The following is a 24,261-nucleotide window of genomic DNA, read 5'->3' as shown; positions in this document are numbered from 1 at the left end:
ATATTTCCAGATAAAAATGAAGAACAACCCGATGGTTGTTCCCTAATTTAATTATATTTTAATTTATTTATATAAATTCCTCTTATGGCTATAAAATATATTATTTGGAATATTGAATATCCTAGCATAACTATTAATCCGTTTTTGAACAAACTACCTTCCAGTAAGTTTGAAAGGGACTTAAGAGCAAAGAAAGAGTGGAATGTACTAACTACAAAGGGTAAGAAGAATATAATCCCAATTTGTTTGGTTATTATCTTATTTATTTCTTTCTTCTTAGTACCTATCTTATTTAATATACCATATTCTATTCCATCCTGTTTTATTTCATTAAATAATTTAAAGTATATTATACTTCCTGATGCTATAAGAAATAGGAAAGCTATGAAAAATCCAATAAATAAAATCAAGCCATAAAGTCTTTTTACTTCTCTATAAGGCATTACTTTTGAGTAAAAGCTCCTCTCGTATCTATCCCCTAACATTCTTCTTATTTCCATAGAAGCTTCATAGGACCCTCGCCAATTTTCCAATTTAAATCCATGGAATAAGAACAAATCCTTTTCTATAATGTTTTTAATTGCATAATCAAAATCCTTATCATTAAAAATTAAAGCATCATAATAACCAAGACTGGGCAATGCCATAATGCTACCATGGACTTCCTTGTCTAGTTTAAACTTCATTCCCTCTCCATTTATGTTTAAAACTATTTCATCCCAATTAGTATGCCTATCCTCTTCACTAATCTTATCTGACAACATAGTTTGTTTAGTATTGTGAGGAAAATTATATACTATTTCATTTTCTTTAATTTGTATTGGTTTTCCTCCTATAGACTGGACAATTTTATTATAGTCAGTATTGGATATTACCACAAATTGTTCTTTTCCTGTCCCTTCTGTTGTAAAATTTGAAAGCACTGCTCCTTTTATTTTGTGGATTGTATTTGTTTTAATATCCTCTTTTTTTAATATTTCTTCTATACTATCCGCTACCTCATCTTCTAAAGTTTCTCCTCTTTGCATTATTGCCATATCATGAATGGTATTTAAACCTGTAAATCGAGTACTTTCAGTGTAGAATGAAAAAATAGTGCCTGTAGCAGTGAAAGTTATTGCACCTAATATAGAAGCTAAAAACAATACCTTAGCCGTATCTTGCAATTTAAAAATCATTTGTGAATAAGCTACTAAATTAGTTTTCTTATACAATATACTTTCATTCCTAAGTATTTTATTAGCCACAGCTATACTAAACTGGGTAAATAAAAAGTAGGTGCCTATTATTACTATTAATGTTACTGGTATCATAGCTAAAGGTACAGCAATACCTTGGACAATCCAGGCAGTGATATAGCCTATCAAAAGCAACCCAATCCCTAGCATAGCCTTAGGTTTAGAAAATTTAGGTATTGTCTTAGGTATTTTACTAGATTTTAGTTGCTCTATTATCTCCTTATCTTTTATATGAAATAGCATAATTATGCTGATTATCTCAAACAAGGTAAAAAAGACTACTACAGTTAAACCTAAGGCTTTTAAGGATATATTTAATGGTAATGCTAAGCCTAAAAAACCTTCCATTATCATGAAGAATAACTTTGAAAACACAATCCCTGTTAATATTCCTGTTCCTATGGATAAGATTGATATTATTGTATTTTCTATAAGGACATATTTCTTTATCTGCTTTCTGGTCATTCCATATAAAGATAGAAGTCCAAATTCTTTTCCCCTTGATTTTAAAAATATGGAAGTAGAATAGCCTACAAATAGTATAGAAAATATTACTATTATGACTTGGCTAATTATCATACCGTTAGCAGCCCCCATCCTTACAACGGGATGCCCATCAGCAGTTCTCACATCTACTGCTGGATGAAATACAAAGTTTGCGAATATAAAAAAAGCTGTGACTGCAAAAGCATTACTTAAACAGTACATTATATATCTATATAAATTTCCCTTAACATTTTTTACCGCCATATTAGATAACTTCATTATATCCACCTCCAAGAAGGGATAATGCATCTAATATCTCGTTGAAAAATGCCTGCCTATTAGATTTTTTAACTAATTCCGTGAAGAACTTTCCATCCTTAATCATTATTATCCTATTGCAGAAACTTGCAGCAAAGGCATCATGGGTTACCATAACTATTGTTCCATTCTTTTCCCTATTTATTTTCCCTAAAGAAGACATCAAATCAAAAGATGCTTTAGAATCTAAATTTCCAGTTGGTTCGTCGGCTAAAATTATTGCAGGATCATTTATAAGGGCCCTAGCACAAGCAGTCCTTTGTTGTTGCCCCCCTGATATTTCGTAGGTTCTCTTATTTAATATTTCTTTAATATTTAACACAGACGCTATGCTATCAAGCTTTTCTTCAATTTTTTTCCTATTCATTTCTTCTAATACCAATGGTAGGATTATATTTTCTTTTACGGACAGAGTATCCAATAGATTAAAATCTTGGAATATGAATCCTAAATTGTTTCTTCTAAATATGGCCAAATCATCTTCCTTTAATCTGTAAGGGTTTTGCCCATTTATTAAAACTTCTCCCGAAGAAGGCGAATCTATAGTAGCAAGGATATTTAAAAGGGTAGTCTTTCCTGAACCTGAAGGTCCCATTACTCCAACGAATTCACCAGATTTTATACTCATGTTGAAATCTTCTAAAGCTTTAACAGATATACCCTTACCTTTTCCCCCATATATTTTAGATAAATTTTTGGTTTCTAGTACGGACATTTTCTTACCTCCCAATTCATATTTACCTATATTATAAAAAAACGAGAGAAATCCTACCATCGATTTCTCTTTCAATCTAATCTATTATCTTACAATCTTGAAAGACTAAGATTCTAAATCGTATATATTTCTTCCTTGATAAAAGATTATATGCACCTTTGTTCCAATTCCCTCTTGGGATTCTATAAATATATCATGACCTAATCTGTCTATTATATATTTGGTAAGGTAAAGTCCCATGCCCGTTGACTCCTTATATCTCCTGCCATTTTCTCCAGTAAAAAAGGGATTAAATACCCTGTCCAAATCTTGCCTAGGTATACCAATGCCAGTATCTTCTATGGTAAGTATTATTCTTTCAGATTCTTCTTCAACCTTAACTTTTATAAATTTTTTCTTATCCTTTTTTACTTTAGTATATTTTATACTGTTAGAGATTACTTGATTTACAACAAATTTTATCCATTTTCTATCGCTTTTTATCCTTTTATCTTCTTCTGAAATTATTTTTGGATATACAGAATTAGTAATAAAAGCATTTTTATTATCATTTATCACATTCCTTACTATTTCCAGTATGTTTATTTCTTCTACTCTAAAATCTTGCTCAAAATCATTGACTCTTAAAGCATATAATGCCATTTCTAATCCATTAGACAGCTTCTCTATCTCCTCTTCCATGCTTTCATAGCTCTTCTTAGTATTTTCGTCTATATTTTTATCCTTTTCATTTTCTAATATAAGTTTAATTACAGATATAGGGGTTTTCATCTGGTGAATCCATCTATTGTTAAAATCTAATTGAATCTTATTTAACCTTTTATATTTATCTAAAGTATTCTCATAGATCATATAATTCTTTGTTAGCAGTTCTTTATAAATATCATGCTCTTTACTTATATTATCAGGTATATTAAATATATACTCTAAGCTTTTGTTATCTTCCAATCCATTATTAATAGCATTATAAAACCTCTTCTTTTTAGAATAGTCTATAGAAATTAGTAGAATTAAAAAAACCAAAGATAAGATAAGGGCATAGACTATATTAGAAATCTTAACCCTTTCTTTTCTAATGATTAAATCTAGCATCATCACTACCATAACAAAAATTGAATTGATAAAATAAAATATTATGAATAAACCCCTGTCCTTTAGATAATCTCTAAATTTCATATTTACACCTACCATGTTTTTACCATAGAATAGCCTTGGCCTCTTTTGGTTTCAATTGCATCCTTTATACCTAAATCCTCTAACCTTCTTCTTAGTCTAGCTATATTAACTGAAAGGGTATTATCGTCAACAAAGTCCATATCGTCCCATAGCTCTTCTAAAAGAGTTTCTCTAGATACTATATCTCCTAAATTGGATAATAATATATATAACAGAGCAAACTCTCTTTTACTAAGTTCAATTTTATTATTATGCCATTCTATGGCGTTTTGAGTTCTATATAGATACAGCCCTTCCACTTCATATATATCTTTAGAGTCATTCTGCTTATATTCTCCATAGGTCCTACGGATAACGCCTTTTACCTTTGCTAATAATAAATCAAAGGAAAAAGGTTTTATAATATAATCATCTCCTCCATTTTCTATGGCCATAACCTGATCCATATCAGAAAATCTAGCTGAAATAAATATAATGGGTACATTGGATACAGTCCTTATCTCTCTACACCAAAAGAATCCATCATAATTAGGTAGATTTATATCAAGTAGGACCAGATGAGGATCTACCTCTAGAAATTCCCTTTTTATATTGGAAAAATCTTTAGCGGCAGATACTATATATCCATATCTTTCTAACTTGTCCTTCGTTAGAGATACGATCTTTTCATCATCTTCAATTATATAAATTCTATACATTTTATCACCTTATTTTTTCTTCCCTATCCCCAATTCTCTAGCATAATAAAATAAATATTGTTGGGCAAATCCCCCAAGGGAACCAAAGTTTTCTTCAGCATAGGCAGAAATCTTTTTAGTGCTGGTATTCTCTTTAAAGTATAAACTTTCCATTATCCTCTTCACCCATACATCTACAGGAAAAGCTTCATTTTTATTTAGGGAAAATAATAAAATACAGTTGGACACTTTGGGCCCTACACCGGGAAGTCTCATTAGTATTTCTTTAGCAGTTTCCGTTGGTAGTTGGAATAGCTTATCTAAGTCTATTTCCTTATTTTTAATCATTTTAGAGGTATTCACAATGTATTTAGCCCTATAACCTACCTTACAATTATCTTCTAATTCCTTTTCATCTATGCTAGCTAAAATTTCTGAACTAGGGAAGGAAAAATACTCCTTTCCATTATATGAGCCTATAGACTCTCCATACTTTTGACTGATTAACTCTATAGACCTTTTTATCCGTGGTATTTGGTTATTGGCGGATATTATGAAGGATATAGTTGTTTCATAAGGTTCTTGATTCAGTATCCTTATACCTTCGCCAAATTTAATAGCTTCATTAAGTATTGGGTCTTTGGATAATTCTTTCTTTATCTCCCCATAATCTCTACCTAAATCAAAATAATCATACCATATGTTTTCAAAATCTTCCATATTAGTATTAGAAAATATAATATCCTTGCCATCTCTTTTTACATTGATTACTTTGCTTTTGTGGATAGCTGTATAACTATCATCTTCCTCCACATGCCATCTAAAAGCCTGACCACATTCAAAAATATGTTTAGGTTCAAAATCCATCATGTTTTTTATTATTATTTGATTATTTTTTTCTATTATATTTGAATCCATTTTACTTCACCTCCGACTTAATTATTATACCCAAAATAATTTAATTAAGACAGTGGACGAGGTGACAGGTACTTTGTCCATAAAAAATGGACAAAGTACCTGTCACCTCGTCCACATAAAAAATGGGACGGCTATACCCGTCCCCACTGTCCGATTTTATTAATACCATCCTCTTAATTTCATTACGTCAGCTACCTTTTTAACTGAAATCATATAAGCTGCTTCTCTTATTGTAACGTCTTTTTCTTGTTTTAGAGCCCATATATCCTTAAAAGCATTAACCATTGCAATTTCTTGTTTTTCTTCTACTTCTTTTTCTTCCCAATAGTATCCATATAAATTTTGCACCCATTCAAAATAGGATACTGTTACTCCACCTGCATTTGTTAAAATATCTGGTGTAACAGGAATTCCTCTTCTCTCTAGTACTTTATCAGCATCTGGTGTAATTGGGCCATTAGCTGCTTCACATACTAGTTTAGCATTGATCTTTTCTGCTACTTCAACTGTTACAGCATTCTCTAAAGCTGCAGGTATAAGTATATCCACATCTAATTCCCAGAATTCATCTAGAGATATTTGTTTAGCTTTTGGATACCCAACTAAATTCCTATGTTCATCCATATAAGCTTTCATATCAGCAAAATCTAAGCCATCTTTATTATATAATGCATAAGTTCCAACGGATGGAGCCCACTCACCAACTGCTACTATTGTAGCCCCTTGGCCTTGAACATTTTTCACTGTATAACTTCCTACATTTCCAAAACCTTGTATGGCAACTTTGGCACCCTTCATTTCAATTCCAAGTTCTCTAGCTGCTTCCCTAGCTATTACTGAAACACCAAAACCTGTTGCTTCGTTTCTACCTTTTGAGCCGCCCCATTCAACTGGTTTTCCAGTAAGTACTCCAAGATTTGATCCACCAGTTAATCTATTATATTCATCTACCATCCACGCCATAACTTGTCCATTACTTCCTACATCTGGAGCAGGTACATCTATTTTTTCACCTAGATATTTATAAAGCCCACGTATATAACCTCTAGAAAGTCTTTCCAATTCACCTTGGGATAAAGTCAACGGGTCAACGGTAATTCCACCCTTCCCGCCACCATAAGGAACACCCATTACTCCACATTTAAATGTCATCCAAACGGATAGAGCTTTTACTTCATCAGGATTTACTCCTGGATGGAACCTAATACCACCCTTACCAGGTCCTATGGCGTCATTATGTACCGCCCTATAACCTTTGAATACTTTCATAGTACCATCGTCCATCTTTACTGGTATTGAAACTTCAATCATTCTTTGAGGTTCCTTTAATATTTCATATACAGCTGGTTCTAAACCTAGAGCATCACAAGCTGCTTTCACCTGTTTCTGAGCGCTCTCCAGTGGGTTTAAACTTTCTTTAGCCATTATACTATACCTCCCTTTAATTGGTTTGTGAAAAGGTTTTCATTTCAACCACTTTATTATAAAAGTATTTAGTTAGTTATTTTATTGCCATATCTATTTTATCACTGGTATGAAATAAGTTCAAGTAAAAACAAATATAATTAAAATCAACATCAACATGAATTTCTACTCAGTATATTCCCTAGCCTCTTCTTCCCCCCTTAATACTCGTAGTATTCCATAAGCTAAAGATTCCATTTCATTTTCTCCTGGCATTATTTCAACTGGTGCAATATATTTTACACGTCTTTTAATCCATGAAGTAACCAATTTAGAGTATGCAATTCCCCCTGTTAGAATAATTATATCCACATTACCTTCTACTACAGTTGCTAGTTCTCCTATGCCTTTAGCAACCTGATAGGCCATGGCTTCATAGATTAATCTTGCTTTCTCATCACCGTCTTCAATCATCTTCTCAACTTCCCTAGCATCTAATGTGCCTAAATAGGCTCTTAATCCGCCATTTCCCCTTAGCTTTTTTTGCATAATACTCTTATCGTATTTACCTGAATAGCATAACTCTATAAGCTCTCTACATGGAACCCTACCAGCTCTCTCAGGGGAAAAAGGACCTTCATCATCCGAAATAATATCTACTATTCGCCCTTTTTCATGGACATTTAGCGATATTCCACCACCTAAATGAGCAACAACTATATTCATATCTTGATACCTTTTACCCCGTTTTTTAGCTGCCTTTATAGCCATAGCTCTTGTGTTTAACACATGACAAGTGCTGGTTCTCTCTATATCAGGCATGCCAGATATCCTTGCTATATGGTGTAATTCATCAGTTCTCACCGAATCATATATATAGGCCTTAATCCCAGCAGCTTTTGCTATTGCATAAGCAATAGGAGCTCCTAGGTTTGAAGCATGCTCCATAGCTGGTCTATGCTTTAGAGTATCCAGCATTGCTTCATTTACTACATAAGCTCCAGAATTTACTGGTGGAAGCATACCTCCCCTTCCTACTACTGCCGATAATTTACCAATATCATAGCCTTTCTCTTCTAAAAATGCCATTACTAGGTCTTTCCTCATTTCATATTGTTCTTGAACATTTTCAAACTTTTCAATGACTTGGACAGGGTGATCTAAGGTTTCGATAAAAACTTCTTCTTCATCCTCATATAATGCTATCTTAGTTGAAGTTGAACCTGGGTTAATAGCCAATATCTTATAGCTCATCATAGGTCTCCTTTCTTCCTTGTCAAATATTTATTTGTTTAATACTGCTTTAAGCTCGGTTATAAATTTCTCCGTTTGCCTTACTGTTCCGGTACTTACTCTTAACCATGTATCCCAGCCCCAAATATTACCTGCCTTTATTATTATACCTCTCTTTAATAGTTCTTCGGATACTACCTTAGAATCCCTATTTACATTTACAAATACGAAATTAGCATTTGATTTTATATACTCAAGTCCAAGGCTTTCAAAGCATTCTTCCATCATACCTAGAGATTTATAGTTCAACTCTACTGTTTTGTTGATATGCTCTTCATCCTTTAATGCTCCCATAGCTGCAGCCTGTGCAAGTCTATTTACATTGAAAGTACCTTTCACCTTGCTCATTTCAGTAGCAATTTCCTTTGATGTAAGTATATAACCTACACGTACTCCTGCAATTCCTGTTACCTTTGAGAAGGTTCGTAGTATAATAGTATTTGGTCTCTTCTTCAATATCTCCAATGTTTCAGGGTAATCAGGATTGACCTTAGCGAAATCATAATATGCTTCATCAAATACGAGGACTACATCTTCTGGGACATTTTGCACAAGGTATTCAACTTCATCCTTTGTCATTATATTTCCTAAAGGGTTGTTTGGATTACAAACATATATTAGCTTAGTATTGCTATTTATCTTTTCAATATATCCTTTAAAGTTTTGTTTATAGTTTTCCATAGGAACAGTTACATTTTTTCCGCCCATGTGTTCTACCCAGATTCCTAGGATAGTAAAGGTAGTACTTGATGTTACAAGCTCATCCCCTGGATTTATGAAAGTCTCTGCAATTATTTGTAATATTTGCTCTCCACCATTCCCAACAACTATATTTTCTACTTCTAAACCATGCTTATTAGCTAATTCTCGTCTTAATTCCACAACTCCTGGATCTGGATATATATTTATATTATTAAGCTCCTTCTTAATTGCTTCAACAGCCTTTGGAGATGGCCCCAATTGGTTTTCGTTAGAAGCCAGTTTTACAACTTCATCTATTCCATATTCCTTTTGTACCTCTTCTATAGGTTTGCCAGGTACATAGGGTCGTAGTTTAGATAATTCCTTTTTAAATAAACTTTTAGACATATTATCATTCTCCTTTATGATTTGTATTGGTCAATAGTAATATCTAACTAAATTATACTCCAATAGTATTAAACAGAAGCTGCCGAAAGCACTAAAGATAGATATTTTTCTTCCATTGAAGAACCTCTTGACGTCAGGACAATAGGAGTTTTTGCACCAACAACAAATCCTGCCATCTTAGAATTACCTGAATATATAAGTGATTTTGCTAAAATATTGCCTACCGTTATATTAGAAGCCAATAATATATCTACATCTCCAACAACAGAACTATTAAAACCCTTTATTTTAGCAGATTCCTCATTTATAGATAGATCATAGGATATGGGACCTTCTATAATACAGTTTTTTATCTCTCCCCTTTCATTCATTTTCTTTAATTCTGCTGCATCTACTGTCTCTGGCATCTTTGGGTTAACCCTTTCCACAGCTGCCAAAACCCCTACCTTTGGTTTTTCATAACCAAGAGACATCATTACATCTACTGCGTTTTGAATTATTTGTTTTTTCTCTTCTAGGTTAGGATACATGACCATACCCCCATCAGTAATAACCAATAGTTTATGGTATGTAGGTATTTCTAAAATTGCGAAATGGGACATAAGTTTCTCAGTTCTAATCCCTTTCTCCTTGTCCACAACAGACCTTAAAAGGTCAGCGGTTTGAATTTTCCCCTTCATTATGAAATCCGCTTTATTGGTATTTACTAATTCAACAGCTTTATAAGCAGCATCTTTGTCATCTTCCACATCTATGATAAGATTATCATCCAGTACATAATCCTTATTATTTAAAATTCCTTTTATTTTTTCCTCATTTCCAATCAGTATAGGATCGACTATTTTATCCTCTTTAGCTTTAAATACCGCTTCTAAAGTATGCTCATCTTCAGCAACTGTTACGGCTACCTTTCTCTTTTTTCCAAATTTGCTGACTTTTGTTATCAATTGATTAAAATTGTTAATTACCATAATTAATCTCCCCAAATCAAATTTTAATTTATTTATTGTTCAGTAAGAAGTTGCAACTTCTTACTAAACAATAAATCTCATTGAATAATAGCTATATTGCACTATTTCCTCTTTGGAATGCTTTTAAATTTATATCAACAAATTTTTCTTTTATATTATCTTTTATTGCTTTTTCCCAATCAATATCCGATAAATCCATTGCTTTAACTAATGCTCCAAGTAATACAATATTCATAACCTTCATATTTCCTAGTTTCTCTGCAATCTCTGTTGCATTTATTACGCTAGTATTAGCTTTGTTTCTAATAGTATCTATTACTCCCTCTGGATAATCTCTTTTACCCATAAGTATAGGAGCTGAAGGAATTTTATAATCGTTTACCACAACTTTGCCATCAGGTTTCAAATATTCTAACCATCTTAAGGCTTCCATGGTTTCAAAAGAAACCAATACATCTGCCTCACCTCTACCAATAATAGGTGAAGATACATCGTCTCCAAATCTTACCTGTGTAGAAACACTACCTCCTCTCTGAGCCATGCCATGAATTTCAGACATTTTAACATCATAACCTGCTTCAACAAGACCTGCAGATAATATTTTACTTGCAAGGATTGTTCCTTGTCCTCCCACCCCTACTAATAATATACTCTTTGTTTTAGCCATTCTATTCACCCACCTTGCTTATTGCTTTAACTGGACATACTTGCATACATACTTCACAGCCTACACATTGTGTTTCATCAATACTTGATTTTTTAGCTGCTTTGTCAAAGTATATTGCTGGGCAGCCTGTGTTTACACACATTTTACAACCAATACATTTATCTTGGTCTACCTTACATACACCTGGTACATATTCAAATTCTTCTATATCATATTCCGATAGTTTTTTAAGTGCACAAGGCCATCTTGAAATTACTACCGAAGGTCCATCAAGATTATAGGCCCAATCAAAAGTTTCCTTGAGTTCATCTAGTTTTAAGGGATTAACAGTTCTAACATGCTCGATTCCTAAAGCCTTTACGATTTCAGGAATATTGGCCATCTTAGTAGATTCCCCTTGAAGAGTATAACCTGTACCTGGGTTGTCTTGGTGTCCAGTCATACCAGTTACCCTATTGTCAAGTATACAGGTAATAGTGTTGCTATTGTTGTATACTACATCTAGTAGACTAGTCATTCCAGAATGGAAGAAAGTAGAATCGCCAATAACACTAACTACCCTCTTATCATCATTATATTTATCGATTAATTTCTCCATGCCATGTCCTAAACTAACACTGGCTCCCATGCATATAGTTGTATCCATAGCATTTAATGGCTCTGCTCCACCTAAAGTATAACAACCAATATCCCCAGATATTATAGTATTCTTTCTCTTACCTAGTTCATAAAAAAAACCTCTATGGGGACATCCTGCACACAGTGTTGGAGGTCTATTTACCACAATGGATTTATCATAATCTATAGTTTCCCTTTCTTTATCAAGTAGTGCTTTTTCAACAATTTCCGGATTTAATTCCCAAATATTAGGAATTTTATCCTTACCCATACAATGGATGCCAGCAGCCTTAATTTGTTCCTCCATAAATGGTTCCAATTCCTCTACCACATATAGAGTCTCCACTTCCTCAGCAAATTTTCTAATTTTCTCCATTGGAAGAGGGTAGGTAAATCCTAGTTTGAAATAGGATGCATTATCCTTGAATGTTTCCTTAGCATATTGGTAGGCTACCCCAGATGAAATTACGCCTATTTTTTTATCATTCCATTCAAAATAGTTTAGATCCGTTTCGTTAGAAAACTTTTCTAATCTCTTAAGCCTTTCTTCTACTTTTACATGTAATTGTTTTGCAACTGCAGGAGCTACGTAGTATTTCATCAAATTCTTTTCATATGGCTTTAGAGGCACTTCTTTTCTTTCCCCCACTTCTACTAAAGATTTGCTATGGCATATCCTTGTAGTCAATCTCATTAAAACAAGTGTATCAAATCCTTCACTTATTTCCATAGCAGATTTAACCATATCTTTAGCCTCCTGGCTATCACTTGGTTCTATCATGGCTACTTTTGCAGATTTTGCGTAGTATCTATTGTCCTGTTCATTTTGAGACGAATGTAATCCGGGGTCATCAGCAGTAATCAATATCATTCCTCCATTAACCCCTGTATAGCCTGCAGTGAAGAATGGATCAGCTGCCACATTTAATCCTACATGCTTCATGGCAGCTAGAGACCTGGCTCCAAATATGGAAGCGCCTAAAGCCGACTCTAATGCAACTTTTTCATTTGGTGCCCATTCCGCTATTACTTCTTCTTTATAAACAGCTAATTCTTCCAATATCTCTGTACTTGGTGTTCCAGGATAAGCAGCTGCATAATGAATACCAGCTTCGTAAGCACCAAGAGCTATAGCTTCATTTCCCGTCAATAGCTTTTTCATTTAATGTCCTCCCTTTCGTCAAAAATTATTTTGGTAAAAAGGTTTTCCTTTCCTTGAATAGGTTTTGTTTAAGATATTATAAATTTTGTTTTTGAAAACAAAGGAAGGAAAACCTTATGATAGATTATTTAGTTACAATAATTTTAGATTCAATAAAAAATAATGCAAAATATATGCCATCAATTATATTTTATATTTTTAAAATTCCAGTAGCAGTTAAAAACACAAGTATTAATAATATGGGAACAAGGTATTTAGTTAAATTATACCAGATATTGAATAATCTAAATTCAAATTTACTATTACTAGTAACCTCATCTTTAGCAACTTGTTTATCCCATACCCAACAAATTACCAAAGCCCCAGCTAATCCGACTAAAGGCATGGAAATATTGGATACGAAATAATCGTATAGATCAAAGAGTCCTAAACCAAATATTTCAATATGACTCCAACTTCCAAAACTCATTAAAGGCGGGATACCTAATAACAATACAACTATGCTCATAATAATGGCCGCTTTTTTTCTCTCCATCTTTTTTTTCTCAATAAGATAGGTCACAGATACCTCTAACATGGAAATAGAAGATGTTAAGGCAGCAAAGAAAAAGAAAGCAAAAAACATTGCCCCAAAAAAAGCTCCAAATGGAATTTTACCAAAAATACTTGGTAAGGTTACAAAAACTAACCCTGGACCTTCACCTGGTGATACCCCAAAAGCAAATACAGCAGGTAAAATTGCAAGTCCAGCTAATAATGCAACAAGTGTATCGGTGATTACAACTGAATATGTAGCCTTAGGCAGACTTTCATCTTTGCTTAAATAACTTGCGTAAGTTGCCATAGCACCAGAACCAAGGCTTAGAGTAAAGAAAGCCTGGCCTACAGCAGCTACAATAGTTGAGCCTGTTACTTTAGAAAAATCTGGCTTTAAATACCAAATCACACCTTCCTTTGCTCCTGGAAGCGTCAAAGAACGAATAACTAGCACAATTAGCAACACGAACAATGCAGGCATTACAATAGAAGAAACTCTTTCTATCCCTTCCGTAATACCTTTAACTATAACTATAGTATTGACTGCTAAAAATATAATTGTAAATATAGCAACTTGAGGAGAATTCACAATAAAATTACCAAAGATCGATTCTACTTCCCCTGAACTTATGCCGGTAAATTTCCCTGATATAATTTGAATAAAATAATAGATTGACCAACCGCCAATTATATTATAAAAAGACATAAGAACTGTAACTGCTATCATTGAAAGAAATCCAGGGATTCTAAATCTTTTATCATACTGACCATATGCTTCAACAACATCCGAGCCTCCATGTCTACCTATGGCCATTTCAGTCAGTGCAATAGTAGCCCCAATTATAAATATACTTACTAAATATATTATGACAAATGCCCCACCACCGTGGACACCAGTAATATATGGAAATCTCCATATATTACCCAAACCTACTGCAGAGCCAGCTACCGCCATAATAAAACCAAACCTAGTTTTAAACTGTTCCCTGCTACCTTTTGTTTGTAATTCCGTATTGTTCACAATAATCCTCCTTAATTCATTTTTTCATTTACTTTAGCCATTACTTAATCAACTTTCCATAATCCATTTGCATTACCTCCCTATTTAGTTTTAGACTTTTAATATACAACATTTTGAGAATAGATTCTAGTACTTTAACTTATTAAAGATGCATTTTCTATGCCAATAAATAATAGTTAGAACTTTGTGAATATTTTCACTATTTTTAATATGAATGCCACCTATCTTCTTAAAAAACTTTTCATCCTAACAGTTTTTATAATAATAATTGGGTTAAATGGTATTGTAATTTGGTACCATTTAACCCAATCTAATATATTCCAAAATATTTAACCCTTCCCTAGTTATTACAGTTCCTGCTCGTCCTTTACATACTTTTACCATTTGCAATTCCTCTAATTCAATCAACATTCTTCTAATCTCTTGTTCGCTTAAAAATATTCCATTTGATTTTGCTATTTTATGAATGCTCCTTCTTCCCAATCTTCTATTATTAATATAAGCTTTCTTTAACTCTTCCAATATAAAAATATATTTCCTTAAGTCATGGCTAGTAGTTTTTAAAAATTCTATCATTATTTCTCTTTGAATTTGAATATTCATTTCAGTATCTAAATTTTCTTCGTATTCAAAGGGTAGATCTTTTGCATCTATTATTCTTGAATCTAAATTTACAAGATATTCTACACAATTTATTATCTCTCTTACATTTCCATCCCAATTGTGGCTCAATATCAATTCTTTTGCCTTTTCTGTTAACATAAAATTGCCATTAAATTGCTTTTTTGTTTCTTCAAACAAAAATAATATATCTTCCTTTCTAGTTCTTAAAGGGGGTATTTTTAGCGGTAAAACGTTCAGTCTATAATATAGATCTTCTCTAAATTTTCCTTCATTAACCATGCTTTTTAAGTTTTTGTTTGTAGCTGCTATTACCCTAAAATCCACATTTATTATACTATCTCCTCCTAGTCGTACTACTTCCTTTTCCTGAAGGACTCTAAGGAGTTTAACTTGAAGGTTCATGGGAATTTCGGAGATTTCATCTAAAAACAAAGTCCCATTATGAGCCAATTCAAAAAGTCCTGGTTTCCCACCTTTACGCGCACCGGTAAAAGCACCTTCTTCATATCCAAATAATTCACTTTCCAAAAGACTTTCTGGAAAAGCACCACAATTAATAGCTACAAATGGATAATTTTTTCGCGGTGAGCTATTATGAATTGCTTGAGCAAATAGTTCTTTTCCTGTGCCTGTTTCCCCAGTAATCAATATTGAAGAGTTAGAATTTGCCATTCTTTTGGCAATACTTTTGCTTTTATTAATAGCACTGCTTCTACCCATTATATTATTGAAATGATATTTTGCCACATGCCCTTTTCCAATTAACTGTTTTCTTATCTTATGTTGTCTTTTTTCAGTATCCTTGTATCTCCTCATTATGGCAACAGCGCCATAGGATTTGTTTGAATGTACTAAGGGGTTTATAGATACTACAACGTATTCCCCATGGATTTTTATCAATTTTTCTTCTATGGATTCTAAGTCTCTGAGAACATGTTTAAATGGTATATGAGGAAATAATTCTATTCCATTTTTGCTGATCATATCCTCTTTTGAAAGGCCTATAATTTTTTCAGCATTATGATTAAATAAGAATATATGTCCTTCGGTATCTATACCAATAACCCCTGCATCGATAGTTTGAAGCAATATATCCAACTGACTTTCACGGCTATTAAGCATTCCCAATATCTCTTCTAGCCCAAAATTAGCAGATTCTACTTCCACATAAGATTTTGAAATATCCTGTCTATTTAACATATGGATTAAGTCGAATTTAATTCCTATGTCCATTATGGTGTTAAAGTCTAAAAGACTATTCCCTATATTAATAATCTTCTTTGCATAAGCTGGCAAATGCTCAGATTGGCCCAAGATAATAACAGGTTTATCATTAATATCTTCTTTCCCCACTGTCCAATAGGATTCCAAACTAATATGTCTTACACCTAATTGGTAGATTACTGATATCATCTGTTCTGTCATTTCAGGGCTTTCATCAATTAGAATTACCTTGCTACTTTTTTTAATTTCCATTATCTTTTGTAAACCTACCCGAGATATTGTTCTATTAGCAAATATTATATCCGTATCTTTCTTTATATATTTTTTTACCTTTTCAAACATATCATATGAGGGGACCAATACCACATCTGTATCAATATTTTTGATAGTATTAATATCATCTATGGTAACTTTTTTAACAATAATGCTTTCAGCAAACAGAGCCCTTATCTGTGCATAGTATGAATTTACCGATTCTATACTATAGCTTACAATAGCTAATGTTTTTTTCATGAGGTTCTCCCACCTACTTCCAAATTGTCTATAATTAAACTTATCATAAAAGGGATAAGTATTCAATTTATAATTGTATAAAAGGGCATTTTGCCTTCAACAAATATAAGTAAACCTTCTGTTATCTATATTAAGAATAATAAAAAGGCACGAGGTTATATATACAACATAACCTCGTGCCTTTGTTGATTAATTTACGCTTTCTATTATCTCATCTATATTATCTAAACCTTTTATTAACTCTGGCAATACTTCATATACATCTCCAACTATTCCATAATCTGCTACTTCAAATATAGGTGCATCTTTATCTTTATTGATAGCAATAATAATCTTTGACTCCTGCATACCAGCTAAATGCTGGATTGCTCCTGAGATACCGCAGGCCACATATAAACCAGGTCTTACAGTTTTCCCAGTTTGACCTACTTGATGAGGTTGATCTATCCAGCCAGCGTCTACAGTAGCACGGCTAGCTCCCACTACTCCACCTAATTTTTCTGCTAATTCTTCTATTAGTTTGAACCCTTCTGGAGTTCCTAATCCCCTACCACCCGATACTATAATAGGTGCTTCTTCTAATTTAACCTGGGCTTTCTTTTCTTTTACAAATTCTATAACCTTTGCCTTAATATCTTCCTCCGTTAGTTGAGGATCAAATACTTCAATATTGCCTTCCCTATTTTCATCATATTTTGCCTTTTCCATAACTCCTGGTCTAACTGTAGACATCTGAGGTCTATAGTTAGGACATATTATAGTTGCCATCAAATTTCCGCCAAAGGCTGGTCGTGTTTGCATCAACCTTCTATTTTCTAAATCTACATCAAGTCTTGTACAATCTGCAGTAAGCCCTGTGTGTATTCTAGCAGAAATCCTTGGACCTAAATCCCTGCCTATATTGGTAGCGCCAATTAACATAATTTCCGGTTTTCTTGTTTTAATTAAATCACATATTACCTTAGTATATCCATCTGTTGTATATACTTCCAATAAAGGACTATCTGCATATAAAACATTGTCTGCTCCATATTTGACTAGTCTTTCTGCTAAATTATTAACATTCCTACCTAATAAAATAGCCGTTAACTCTGTACCTAATTCATCGGCAATCTTTCGTCCTTCTCCAAGAAGTTCTATGGAAACATTCATTAGATTTCCATCTCTTTGTTCCGCAAAAACCCAAACTCCCTCGTATTCTTCTATATTAACTCCTTGTTTTTTCTCCTCTTCCTTTTCTATAGCTTCTACGGGACATTTTTCGACACAAACTCCACATGCAGTACATTTATCTGTTATAAAGGCTTTATCATCTACCATATCTATAGCTTCAAAAGGACAGGCGCTAACACATACGCCACAACCAATACATTTTTCTTCCAATACTTTTACTGCCATACCTACATCCTCCTCTCAAGAATAAAAATTATATGATTTTTTCCTCTTTTAATCTAACGATTAGTTCTCTTGCTTGTTCTTTAGGACTTCCTTCAATGATTTCTGATTCACCGCCTCTTCCTGGCGGAGTAAAAGATTTATTAACTTGGGTAGGTGAACCATCTAGCCCAATATTATTTTCATCAGCTTTGATATCTTTAGCCGATAATACTTTAACCTTGTCCCCTTTATAGGCTTCATATATTCCTTTTATAGATGGATATCTAGGCTCATTTAATTCTTTGATAGCAGTAACTAATACTGGCATTTTAGATTCTATCATAAAGTATCCATCTTCAAGGGCTCTTCTTGCCCTAACCTTACTATTTTCTATATTAAGTTCTTCCACATAGGTTATCTGTGGAATACCTAAATGTTCTGCAATTTGAGGCCCTACCTGGGCAGTATCTCCATCTATAGCTTGTCTTCCACAAAATATAATGTCATAGTTTCCTATATGCTTAATACCAGCAGCCAAAGCAGTAGANATGGGATAAAGTTTATAAAATCCGTTCAGTAGTAGAGCAGTCCATAAATCATTTTAAAGAAAGTTTCTGTATTGCTGGACGTAAAACCCAAAATGAGAAAACCATTCATGCCGATTTACTACTAGCAGGCATCACACAATTAATTACTGTTGTCCTTGCTGATAAAATACATAAGCACGAGTACATCAGAAGTTTAAAACCATTAATTGCTTAGGTATTTATTTTAGATATTCATTTTTCTAGAAATTTGATACCTTTATTTTGTGTACCCTTTTTTAAGAACAACTTTTAGTTCTCGCTAAACTTTCACTTGGATTCCACTTTCCATTCTTGAAACTCTTTTTTTGAAGGATCTATATTCCTATTATTCAGTTTTTAGAAAGAGTTTCGCAATTACTTAATAAAAATTATATGATTTTTTCCTCTTTTAATCTAACGATTAGTTCTCTTGCTTGTTCTTTAGGACTTCCTTCAATGATTTCTGATTCACCGCCTCTTCCTGGCGGAGTAAAAGATTTATTAACTTGGGTAGGTGAACCATCTAGCCCAATATTATTTTCATCAGCTTTGATATCTTTAGCCGATAATACTTTAACCTTGTCCCCTTTATAGGCTTCATATATTCCTTTTATAGATGGATATCTAGGCTCATTTAATTCTTTGATAGCAGTAACTAATACTGGCATTTTAGATTCTATCATAAAGTATCCATCTTCAAGGGCTCTTCTTGCCCTAACCTTACTATTTTCTATATTAAGTTCTTCCACATAGGTTATCTGTGGAATACCTAAATGTTCTGCAATTTGAGGCCCTACCTGGGCAGTATCTCCATCTATAGCTTGTCTTCCACAAAATATAATGTCATAGTTTCCTATATGCTTAATACCAGCAGCCAAAGCAGTAGATGTAGCCCAAGTATCAGAACCTGCAAAGGCCCTGTCGCTTAAAAGGATTCCTTCATCTGCACCCATAGCGATAGCTTCAATCAAAGCTACTTCTGCTTGGGGAGGCCCCATACTAAGGACGGTAACTTTTACATCTTTATTTCTATCTTTAATCTTTAATGCTTCTTCTAAAGCATTTTTATCATCGGGATTGATAATACTTGGTACACCCTCACGAATTAGGGTACCTTTGACAGGATCTATCTTAACTTCATTGGTATCTGGAACCTGTTTAACACATACTATAATATTCATCTATATTCCTCCTTCACCTAGTTATCTTAAAAGGTTAGCTGCAATAACCATTTGCTGTACTTGAGAAGTACCTTCATATATTTCGGTAATCTTTGCATCCCTCATCATTCTTTCTACAGGATAATCCTTAGTATATCCATAACCACCATGTAATTGGACACATTTTGTGGTAACATTCATTGCTGTGTTGGCTGCAAATAGCTTAGCCATAGCTGCTTCTTTATTATAAGGCAACCCATTTGCCTTATTATAGGCTGCTTTGTAAACCAATAACTTTGCAGCTTCTATTTCAGTAGCCATATCAGCAACCATCCATTGTAAACCTTGGAACTTAGCTAAAGGTCTACCAAATTGTTGTCTCTCCTTAATATATTTAATGGTTTCCTCTAAAGCACCTTCAGCTATACCTAAAGCTTGAGCCGCTATACCTATTCTTCCACCGTCTAATGTTGACATGGCGATTCCAAATCCTTTCCCCTCTTTCCCAAGGAGGTTTTCTTTTGGAATTATACAATCTCTAAATATTAGCTCTGCAGTAGATGAACCTCTAATACCCATCTTATCTTCAATTTTACCTATAGTAAAGCCAGGAGTATCCTTCTCTACTATGAAGGCGGATATACCTCTAGTGCCTTTGCTTCTGTCCGTCATAGCAAATATTATATAAACATCTGCTTCTCCACCGTTAGTTATAAATAGTTTAGTTCCATTTAATATATAATTATCTCCATCTAATACTGCCACCGTTTGTTGCCCTGCTGCATCTGTTCCTGCATTAGGTTCCGTTAATCCAAAAGCTCCTAACTTTTCTCCTTTTGCCATAGGAACTAAGTACTTCTCTTTCTGTTCTTCTGTCCCATATCTATAAATTGGCCAACAACCTAAAGAAGTGTGGGCAGAAAGTATAACCCCTGTAGTGGCACATACTTTTGATAATTCTTCTACAGCTATGGCATAGGCAACTTCGTCCCCCCCAGCTCCACCGTATTCTACAGGAAAAGGTATGCCTAGAACATGATACTTAGCCATTTTTTCCACTGTTTCTCTTGGGAATCTGCTAGATTCATCGATTTCTGCTGCAATAGGTTTAACTTCCTTTTCAGCAAATTCTTTCAATACATTTCTTATCATTTCCTGTTCTTTTGATAAATTGAAATCCATATTTTTCCCTCCCTGATTTTAACTACTACTCTACATATTTAATTATAAACCATTTTACTAATTATTTCTATAAAATTTGTTAATTTTTTGACCTTTCTGTCTATATTTTAATCCAATACTTATTTAATATTGCCATTGCAAACGCCTATAATTTCAGGTTTTCCTAAGATTATAGGCATTTGCACACAATTTTTGTTAAATTAATATTAAATTTTTAGAAAATAACTGGGTTTATTGTGATATGTTTGACGATATAATTTGATATTATTAGTCTCTGATATAATCTGACTTATTATTTAAAAAATAAGATAGAGTAAATAAGGATTCGTTAAGATGAACATTTTCTACTATCATTTCATCATCCACCCTAAGATCTGCTGGGGCAAAGTTCCAGATACCTTTTATTCCACTTCTACTATAGATATCTGCAACATCTTGAGCGCTTTCCTTAGGAGTAGTTATAATACCAATTTCTACATTGTTTTCTTTTATATATTTTTCCAACTCATCTACATCTCTAATTTCTATATCTCGGATTTTCAATCCTATCAGTTTTGGATTCTTATCGAATAATGCGAGGATTTTAAATCCTGCATCTTGGAACCCTTTGTAATTTGCAACTGCCTGACCTAAATTACCAGCTCCCGCAATTACAGTATTATAAACTCTGTCTAATCCTAATATTTTACCTAACTGATCATGTAGTTCCTCTACATTATAGCCATAACCCTGTTGCCCAAATCCGCCAAAGTTGTTTAAATCCTGTCTTATTTGAGAAGCAGTAAAACCGGTCATCTTGCTTAATTCTTGAGAAGAAATCCTATTAATTCCTTTTCTAAGTAAATCTCCTAAATATCTATAGTATTTAGGCAATCTCCTAATCACAGTTATGGAAACTCTATTTTCTCTCTCCATTTTCACACCCCTATCTATTCCTAATTAAAAATTTTGGCTGATATTATTATAACACTTTGTCATTAATAGGTCAATTATAGCTCCTTTTTATCCATTTTAGTAAATGTATATTAAAAAATATATTACCTATAATACTACTATAGCAACCAAAAAGGAGGAAATTATGGCAAGTAAAGAACAATTAAGAAAAATAGCTATATACTGTGATTCTTATAATCCACAGAAAGAAGATTCTTTAGATATGACTTCTCAAGTATATGATGAAAAATTTGAAAGCTGTGAGAATTGTAGCCATTTTACTAAAGAAAGAAAATGCGATGTAGACTTAATAGATAAAGTTCTCACAAGTTTAGCTATGGAACTAGATTTAAAATCCTAATGAAGCCCTATACTTTAAAAGGGCTATTTTTTTTGGTAAAATAGAAGATACAGTATGTAAAAGTTAGGAGATTGAATATGATAGTTCTTTCATGTAATAATATATCAAAAACTTATGTAGTTGATAAAATTTTAGAGGATATTAGCTTTACAATAGAGGATGGAGATAAAATTGGCCTTATAGGCCTTAATGGATCGGGGAAAACCACGCTTTTAAATATTTTAGTAGGAAATATTTCTAAGGATGAAGGGGAAATCTATGTCCAAAAGGATTTAAAAATAGGATACTTGCGGCAACATACGGATATGAATAGCGACAAAACTATTTTTCAGGAATGTCTTGAGGTTTTTGAACCTTTAATTGAAATGGAAAAAAATTTAAGGACCTTAGAACATGAAATTAGTCATGAAAGTTCTAAAGGCTCATCGAAAAGATTAAACCAGCTAATGGCTGAATATTCTAATCTACTTGAAGAGTTCAATAATAAAAATGGCTATGGTTATAAAAGTGAGATTAAAGGAGTTTTGAAAGGTCTTGGTTTTAAGGAAGAAGAATTTGATAAAGAAATAAATGTATTAAGTGGAGGCCAAAAAGCAAGGCTTTCTTTAGCCAAGCTATTATTGGAAAAACCTGATCTATTATTATTAGACGAGCCTACTAACCATTTAGATATTGATGCTATAAATTGGTTAGAGTCCTATCTTTTGGAGTATAAAGGTGCTGCCTTAATAATATCCCATGATAGATATTTTTTAGATAATGTAGTGACTAGGATATTTCATTTGGAAAATTTAAAATTAAAAACATATAATACTAATTATTCAAGATTTATGAAAGAGAGAAAAAAAGAACTGGAATTGTTAAAGAAAGATTATGAAAATCAGCAAAGGGAGATTAAAAGACAAGAAGAGATCATTAAGCGATTTTATAATTATGGAGATAGGCGCTATATAAGGCAAGCTCAAAGTAGACAAAAATTACTAGATAAAATGAAAACCATAGATAAGCCTTTGGATACTAAAAAAGTAAAAATTTCCTTTGAACCAAAGATAAAAAGTGGTAAGGAAGTCCTTAAAGTTGAACAACTGGAAAAATCCTTTGGAGATTTTAAATTATTAGAGGATATTAACTTTACCATATATAGGGGAGAAAAAGTTGGACTAATAGGGCCTAATGGAATAGGAAAGACTACTCTGTTTAAAATGATATTTGGGCAGATTCCTTATGATACAGGTAGTATCACTTTAGGTCATCAGGTTCATACTGGGTATTTTGATCAAGAACAAACTAAATTAAACTTAGACAAGACAATAATCGATGAAATATGGGATGAAAACCCTAAATTTGACCATTATCAAATACGGTCTATCCTCAGCCGATTCCTATTTATTGGAGACGATATATTCAAAGAAATAGAAGAATTGAGCGGTGGGGAAAGGGGAAGGTTAGCCCTTTTAAAGATGATGCTTTCTAACGCTAATTTCCTTCTAATGGATGAACCCACTAACCATTTGGATATTTATTCAAAGGAAGTACTGGAAGATGCCCTTAAAGATTATGAGGGGACTCTTTTGGTAATATCCCATGATAGGTATTTTTTGAATAAAGTTACGGATAAAATATTGGAATTGACAAAAGAAGGAATTGCTGAATATCTTGGAGATTATGATTATTATTTGGAGAAAAAAAATGAAATAATAGTTGAAGAAGAACATGATTATAGGACAAAAACTCAGATTAAACTGGAAAGAAAAAAAGAAAGAGAACGAAGGGCAATAGAAAAAAAGAGAAAAAAGGAAATATTAGCATTGGAAGAAATAATTGAAGAAAAAGAAAAGAAAATTGAAGAATTGGATAGATTATTATGCCAACCTGAATTGTATGAAGAACCAGATAGAATTATCCAATTGACTAAGGATAGGGAGAATATTCAGATGGATTTAGATTCCCTCTATGAAAAATGGATAATATTAACAGAAAATTAGTTTTCCCATTTTATCTCCATCTTATACACAGAATCCACAAAATTAT

Annotated in this window: 20 protein-coding genes; 2 read left to right on the top strand and 18 right to left on the bottom strand. The window is 33.0% G+C overall.

The window, feature by feature from the left end; genetic code table 11:
• Positions 1-47 precede the first annotated feature (47 nt).
• From CUL_RS0106490 to CUL_RS0106405, 18 genes are all read right to left on the bottom strand, one after another.
• On the bottom strand, positions 48-2,003 hold the full coding sequence (locus CUL_RS0106490; protein WP_025640868.1) for an ABC transporter permease: 1,956 nt from the start codon (positions 2,001-2,003) through the stop codon (positions 48-50).
• A complete protein-coding gene (locus CUL_RS0106485; RefSeq protein ID WP_025640867.1) occupies positions 1,990-2,757 on the bottom strand; it encodes an ABC transporter ATP-binding protein in 768 nt (255 codons plus the stop codon). The genes CUL_RS0106490 and CUL_RS0106485 overlap by 14 nt, the downstream gene beginning before the upstream one ends.
• 105 nt (positions 2,758-2,862) lie before the next feature.
• Positions 2,863-3,933: a sensor histidine kinase gene (locus CUL_RS0106480; RefSeq protein WP_025640866.1), complete on the bottom strand. Its 1,071-nt coding sequence runs from the start codon at positions 3,931-3,933 to the stop codon at positions 2,863-2,865.
• 8 nt (positions 3,934-3,941) lie between these two features.
• A complete protein-coding gene (locus tag CUL_RS0106475; protein ID WP_005584462.1) occupies positions 3,942-4,631 on the bottom strand; it encodes a response regulator transcription factor in 690 nt (229 codons plus the stop codon).
• Positions 4,632-4,640: 9 nt separating this feature from the next.
• Positions 4,641-5,528 (bottom strand): DNA-3-methyladenine glycosylase family protein, encoded by an 888-nt coding sequence (locus CUL_RS0106470; RefSeq protein ID WP_025640865.1) that lies wholly within the window; start codon positions 5,526-5,528, stop codon positions 4,641-4,643.
• A gap of 159 nt (positions 5,529-5,687) precedes the next feature.
• The gene (locus tag CUL_RS0106465; protein ID WP_005584464.1) at positions 5,688-6,953 is read right to left on the bottom strand and encodes a Glu/Leu/Phe/Val family dehydrogenase; all 1,266 of its coding nucleotides are present in this window, start codon (positions 6,951-6,953) and stop codon (positions 5,688-5,690) included.
• Positions 6,954-7,118: 165 nt separating this feature from the next.
• Entirely contained in the window at positions 7,119-8,186 is a 1,068-nt protein-coding gene (gene buk, locus CUL_RS0106460; RefSeq protein WP_025640864.1) for a butyrate kinase, read from the bottom strand.
• Positions 8,187-8,216: 30 nt separating this feature from the next.
• On the bottom strand, positions 8,217-9,314 hold the full coding sequence (gene hisC / locus CUL_RS0106455) for a histidinol-phosphate transaminase (protein ID WP_025640863.1): 1,098 nt from the start codon (positions 9,312-9,314) through the stop codon (positions 8,217-8,219).
• A gap of 68 nt (positions 9,315-9,382) precedes the next feature.
• Positions 9,383-10,285 (bottom strand): bifunctional enoyl-CoA hydratase/phosphate acetyltransferase, encoded by a 903-nt coding sequence (locus CUL_RS0106450; RefSeq protein WP_005584468.1) that lies wholly within the window; start codon positions 10,283-10,285, stop codon positions 9,383-9,385.
• Positions 10,286-10,376: 91 nt separating this feature from the next.
• Positions 10,377-10,952 (bottom strand): indolepyruvate oxidoreductase subunit beta, encoded by a 576-nt coding sequence (locus tag CUL_RS0106445; RefSeq protein ID WP_005584470.1) that lies wholly within the window; start codon positions 10,950-10,952, stop codon positions 10,377-10,379.
• Position 10,953: 1 nt separating this feature from the next.
• A complete protein-coding gene (gene iorA, locus CUL_RS0106440; protein WP_025640862.1) occupies positions 10,954-12,732 on the bottom strand; it encodes an indolepyruvate ferredoxin oxidoreductase subunit alpha in 1,779 nt (592 codons plus the stop codon).
• A gap of 190 nt (positions 12,733-12,922) precedes the next feature.
• Positions 12,923-14,290 (bottom strand): sodium-dependent transporter, encoded by a 1,368-nt coding sequence (locus CUL_RS0106435; protein WP_025640861.1) that lies wholly within the window; start codon positions 14,288-14,290, stop codon positions 12,923-12,925.
• Between the two features lie 300 nt (positions 14,291-14,590).
• Positions 14,591-16,651, bottom strand: coding sequence for a sigma-54 interaction domain-containing protein (locus CUL_RS0106430; protein ID WP_025640860.1), 2,061 nt, complete (start codon positions 16,649-16,651; stop codon positions 14,591-14,593).
• A 189-nt stretch (positions 16,652-16,840) separates the two neighbouring features.
• Positions 16,841-18,049, bottom strand: coding sequence for an electron transfer flavoprotein subunit alpha (locus CUL_RS0106425; RefSeq protein ID WP_005584472.1), 1,209 nt, complete (start codon positions 18,047-18,049; stop codon positions 16,841-16,843).
• 28 nt (positions 18,050-18,077) lie between these two features.
• Complete coding sequence (locus CUL_RS0106420) at positions 18,078-18,578, bottom strand: electron transfer flavoprotein subunit beta/FixA family protein (protein ID WP_269077321.1); 501 nt, start codon at positions 18,576-18,578, stop codon at positions 18,078-18,080.
• Positions 18,579-18,983: 405 nt separating this feature from the next.
• The gene (locus CUL_RS0106415; RefSeq protein ID WP_005584473.1) at positions 18,984-19,775 is read right to left on the bottom strand and encodes an electron transfer flavoprotein subunit beta/FixA family protein; all 792 of its coding nucleotides are present in this window, start codon (positions 19,773-19,775) and stop codon (positions 18,984-18,986) included.
• Positions 19,776-19,796: 21 nt separating this feature from the next.
• Positions 19,797-20,936 carry an acyl-CoA dehydrogenase gene (locus tag CUL_RS0106410; protein ID WP_005584474.1) on the bottom strand — a complete coding sequence of 380 codons (1,140 nt, stop codon included), beginning with the start codon at positions 20,934-20,936 and terminating at the stop codon, positions 19,797-19,799.
• Positions 20,937-21,203: 267 nt separating this feature from the next.
• A complete protein-coding gene (locus CUL_RS0106405) occupies positions 21,204-21,851 on the bottom strand; it encodes a redox-sensing transcriptional repressor Rex (RefSeq protein WP_005584475.1) in 648 nt (215 codons plus the stop codon).
• A 163-nt stretch (positions 21,852-22,014) separates the two neighbouring features.
• On the opposite strand from CUL_RS0106405, the gene CUL_RS16825 reads away from it, so the two are divergent.
• Positions 22,015-22,230 (top strand): hypothetical protein, encoded by a 216-nt coding sequence (locus CUL_RS16825; protein ID WP_025640858.1) that lies wholly within the window; start codon positions 22,015-22,017, stop codon positions 22,228-22,230.
• Between the two features lie 77 nt (positions 22,231-22,307).
• A complete protein-coding gene (gene abc-f, locus CUL_RS0106395; RefSeq protein WP_005584477.1) occupies positions 22,308-24,215 on the top strand; it encodes a ribosomal protection-like ABC-F family protein in 1,908 nt (635 codons plus the stop codon).
• Positions 24,216-24,261: the final 46 nt, after the last annotated feature.

The organism is [Clostridium] ultunense DSM 10521 (assembly GCF_000511955.1).
Taxonomy (GTDB): Bacteria; Bacillota; Clostridia; order Tissierellales; family Tepidimicrobiaceae; genus Schnuerera; species Schnuerera ultunensis.
Note: the sequence above shows the minus strand (reverse complement) of the source record. Positions and strands in the feature narration are given on the sequence as shown.

What these genes read in the sequence shown, in the direction of transcription:
- CUL_RS0106480 (WP_025640866.1), bottom strand. Translation starts at nt 3,933, where the DNA reads ATGAAATTTAGAGATTATCTAAAGGACAGGGGTTTATTCATAATATTT.
- CUL_RS0106465 (WP_005584464.1), bottom strand. Translation starts at nt 6,953, where the DNA reads ATGGCTAAAGAAAGTTTAAACCCACTGGAGAGCGCTCAGAAACAGGTG.
- CUL_RS0106410 (WP_005584474.1), bottom strand. Translation starts at nt 20,936, where the DNA reads ATGGATTTCAATTTATCAAAAGAACAGGAAATGATAAGAAATGTATTG.
- CUL_RS0106485 (WP_025640867.1), bottom strand. Translation starts at nt 2,757, where the DNA reads ATGTCCGTACTAGAAACCAAAAATTTATCTAAAATATATGGGGGAAAA.
- CUL_RS0106415 (WP_005584473.1), bottom strand. Translation starts at nt 19,775, where the DNA reads ATGAATATTATAGTATGTGTTAAACAGGTTCCAGATACCAATGAAGTT.
- CUL_RS0106475 (WP_005584462.1), bottom strand. Translation starts at nt 4,631, where the DNA reads ATGTATAGAATTTATATAATTGAAGATGATGAAAAGATCGTATCTCTA.
- CUL_RS0106445 (WP_005584470.1), bottom strand. Translation starts at nt 10,952, where the DNA reads ATGGCTAAAACAAAGAGTATATTATTAGTAGGGGTGGGAGGACAAGGA.
- hisC (WP_025640863.1), bottom strand. Translation starts at nt 9,314, where the DNA reads ATGTCTAAAAGTTTATTTAAAAAGGAATTATCTAAACTACGACCCTAT.
- CUL_RS0106450 (WP_005584468.1), bottom strand. Translation starts at nt 10,285, where the DNA reads ATGGTAATTAACAATTTTAATCAATTGATAACAAAAGTCAGCAAATTT.
- CUL_RS0106490 (WP_025640868.1), bottom strand. Translation starts at nt 2,003, where the DNA reads ATGAAGTTATCTAATATGGCGGTAAAAAATGTTAAGGGAAATTTATAT.
- CUL_RS0106405 (WP_005584475.1), bottom strand. Translation starts at nt 21,851, where the DNA reads ATGGAGAGAGAAAATAGAGTTTCCATAACTGTGATTAGGAGATTGCCT.
- iorA (WP_025640862.1), bottom strand. Translation starts at nt 12,732, where the DNA reads ATGAAAAAGCTATTGACGGGAAATGAAGCTATAGCTCTTGGTGCTTAC.
- CUL_RS0106470 (WP_025640865.1), bottom strand. Translation starts at nt 5,528, where the DNA reads ATGGATTCAAATATAATAGAAAAAAATAATCAAATAATAATAAAAAAC.
- CUL_RS16825 (WP_025640858.1), top strand. Translation starts at nt 22,015, where the DNA reads ATGGCAAGTAAAGAACAATTAAGAAAAATAGCTATATACTGTGATTCT.
- abc-f (WP_005584477.1), top strand. Translation starts at nt 22,308, where the DNA reads ATGATAGTTCTTTCATGTAATAATATATCAAAAACTTATGTAGTTGAT.
- CUL_RS0106425 (WP_005584472.1), bottom strand. Translation starts at nt 18,049, where the DNA reads ATGGCAGTAAAAGTATTGGAAGAAAAATGTATTGGTTGTGGCGTATGT.
- buk (WP_025640864.1), bottom strand. Translation starts at nt 8,186, where the DNA reads ATGAGCTATAAGATATTGGCTATTAACCCAGGTTCAACTTCAACTAAG.
- CUL_RS0106430 (WP_025640860.1), bottom strand. Translation starts at nt 16,651, where the DNA reads ATGAAAAAAACATTAGCTATTGTAAGCTATAGTATAGAATCGGTAAAT.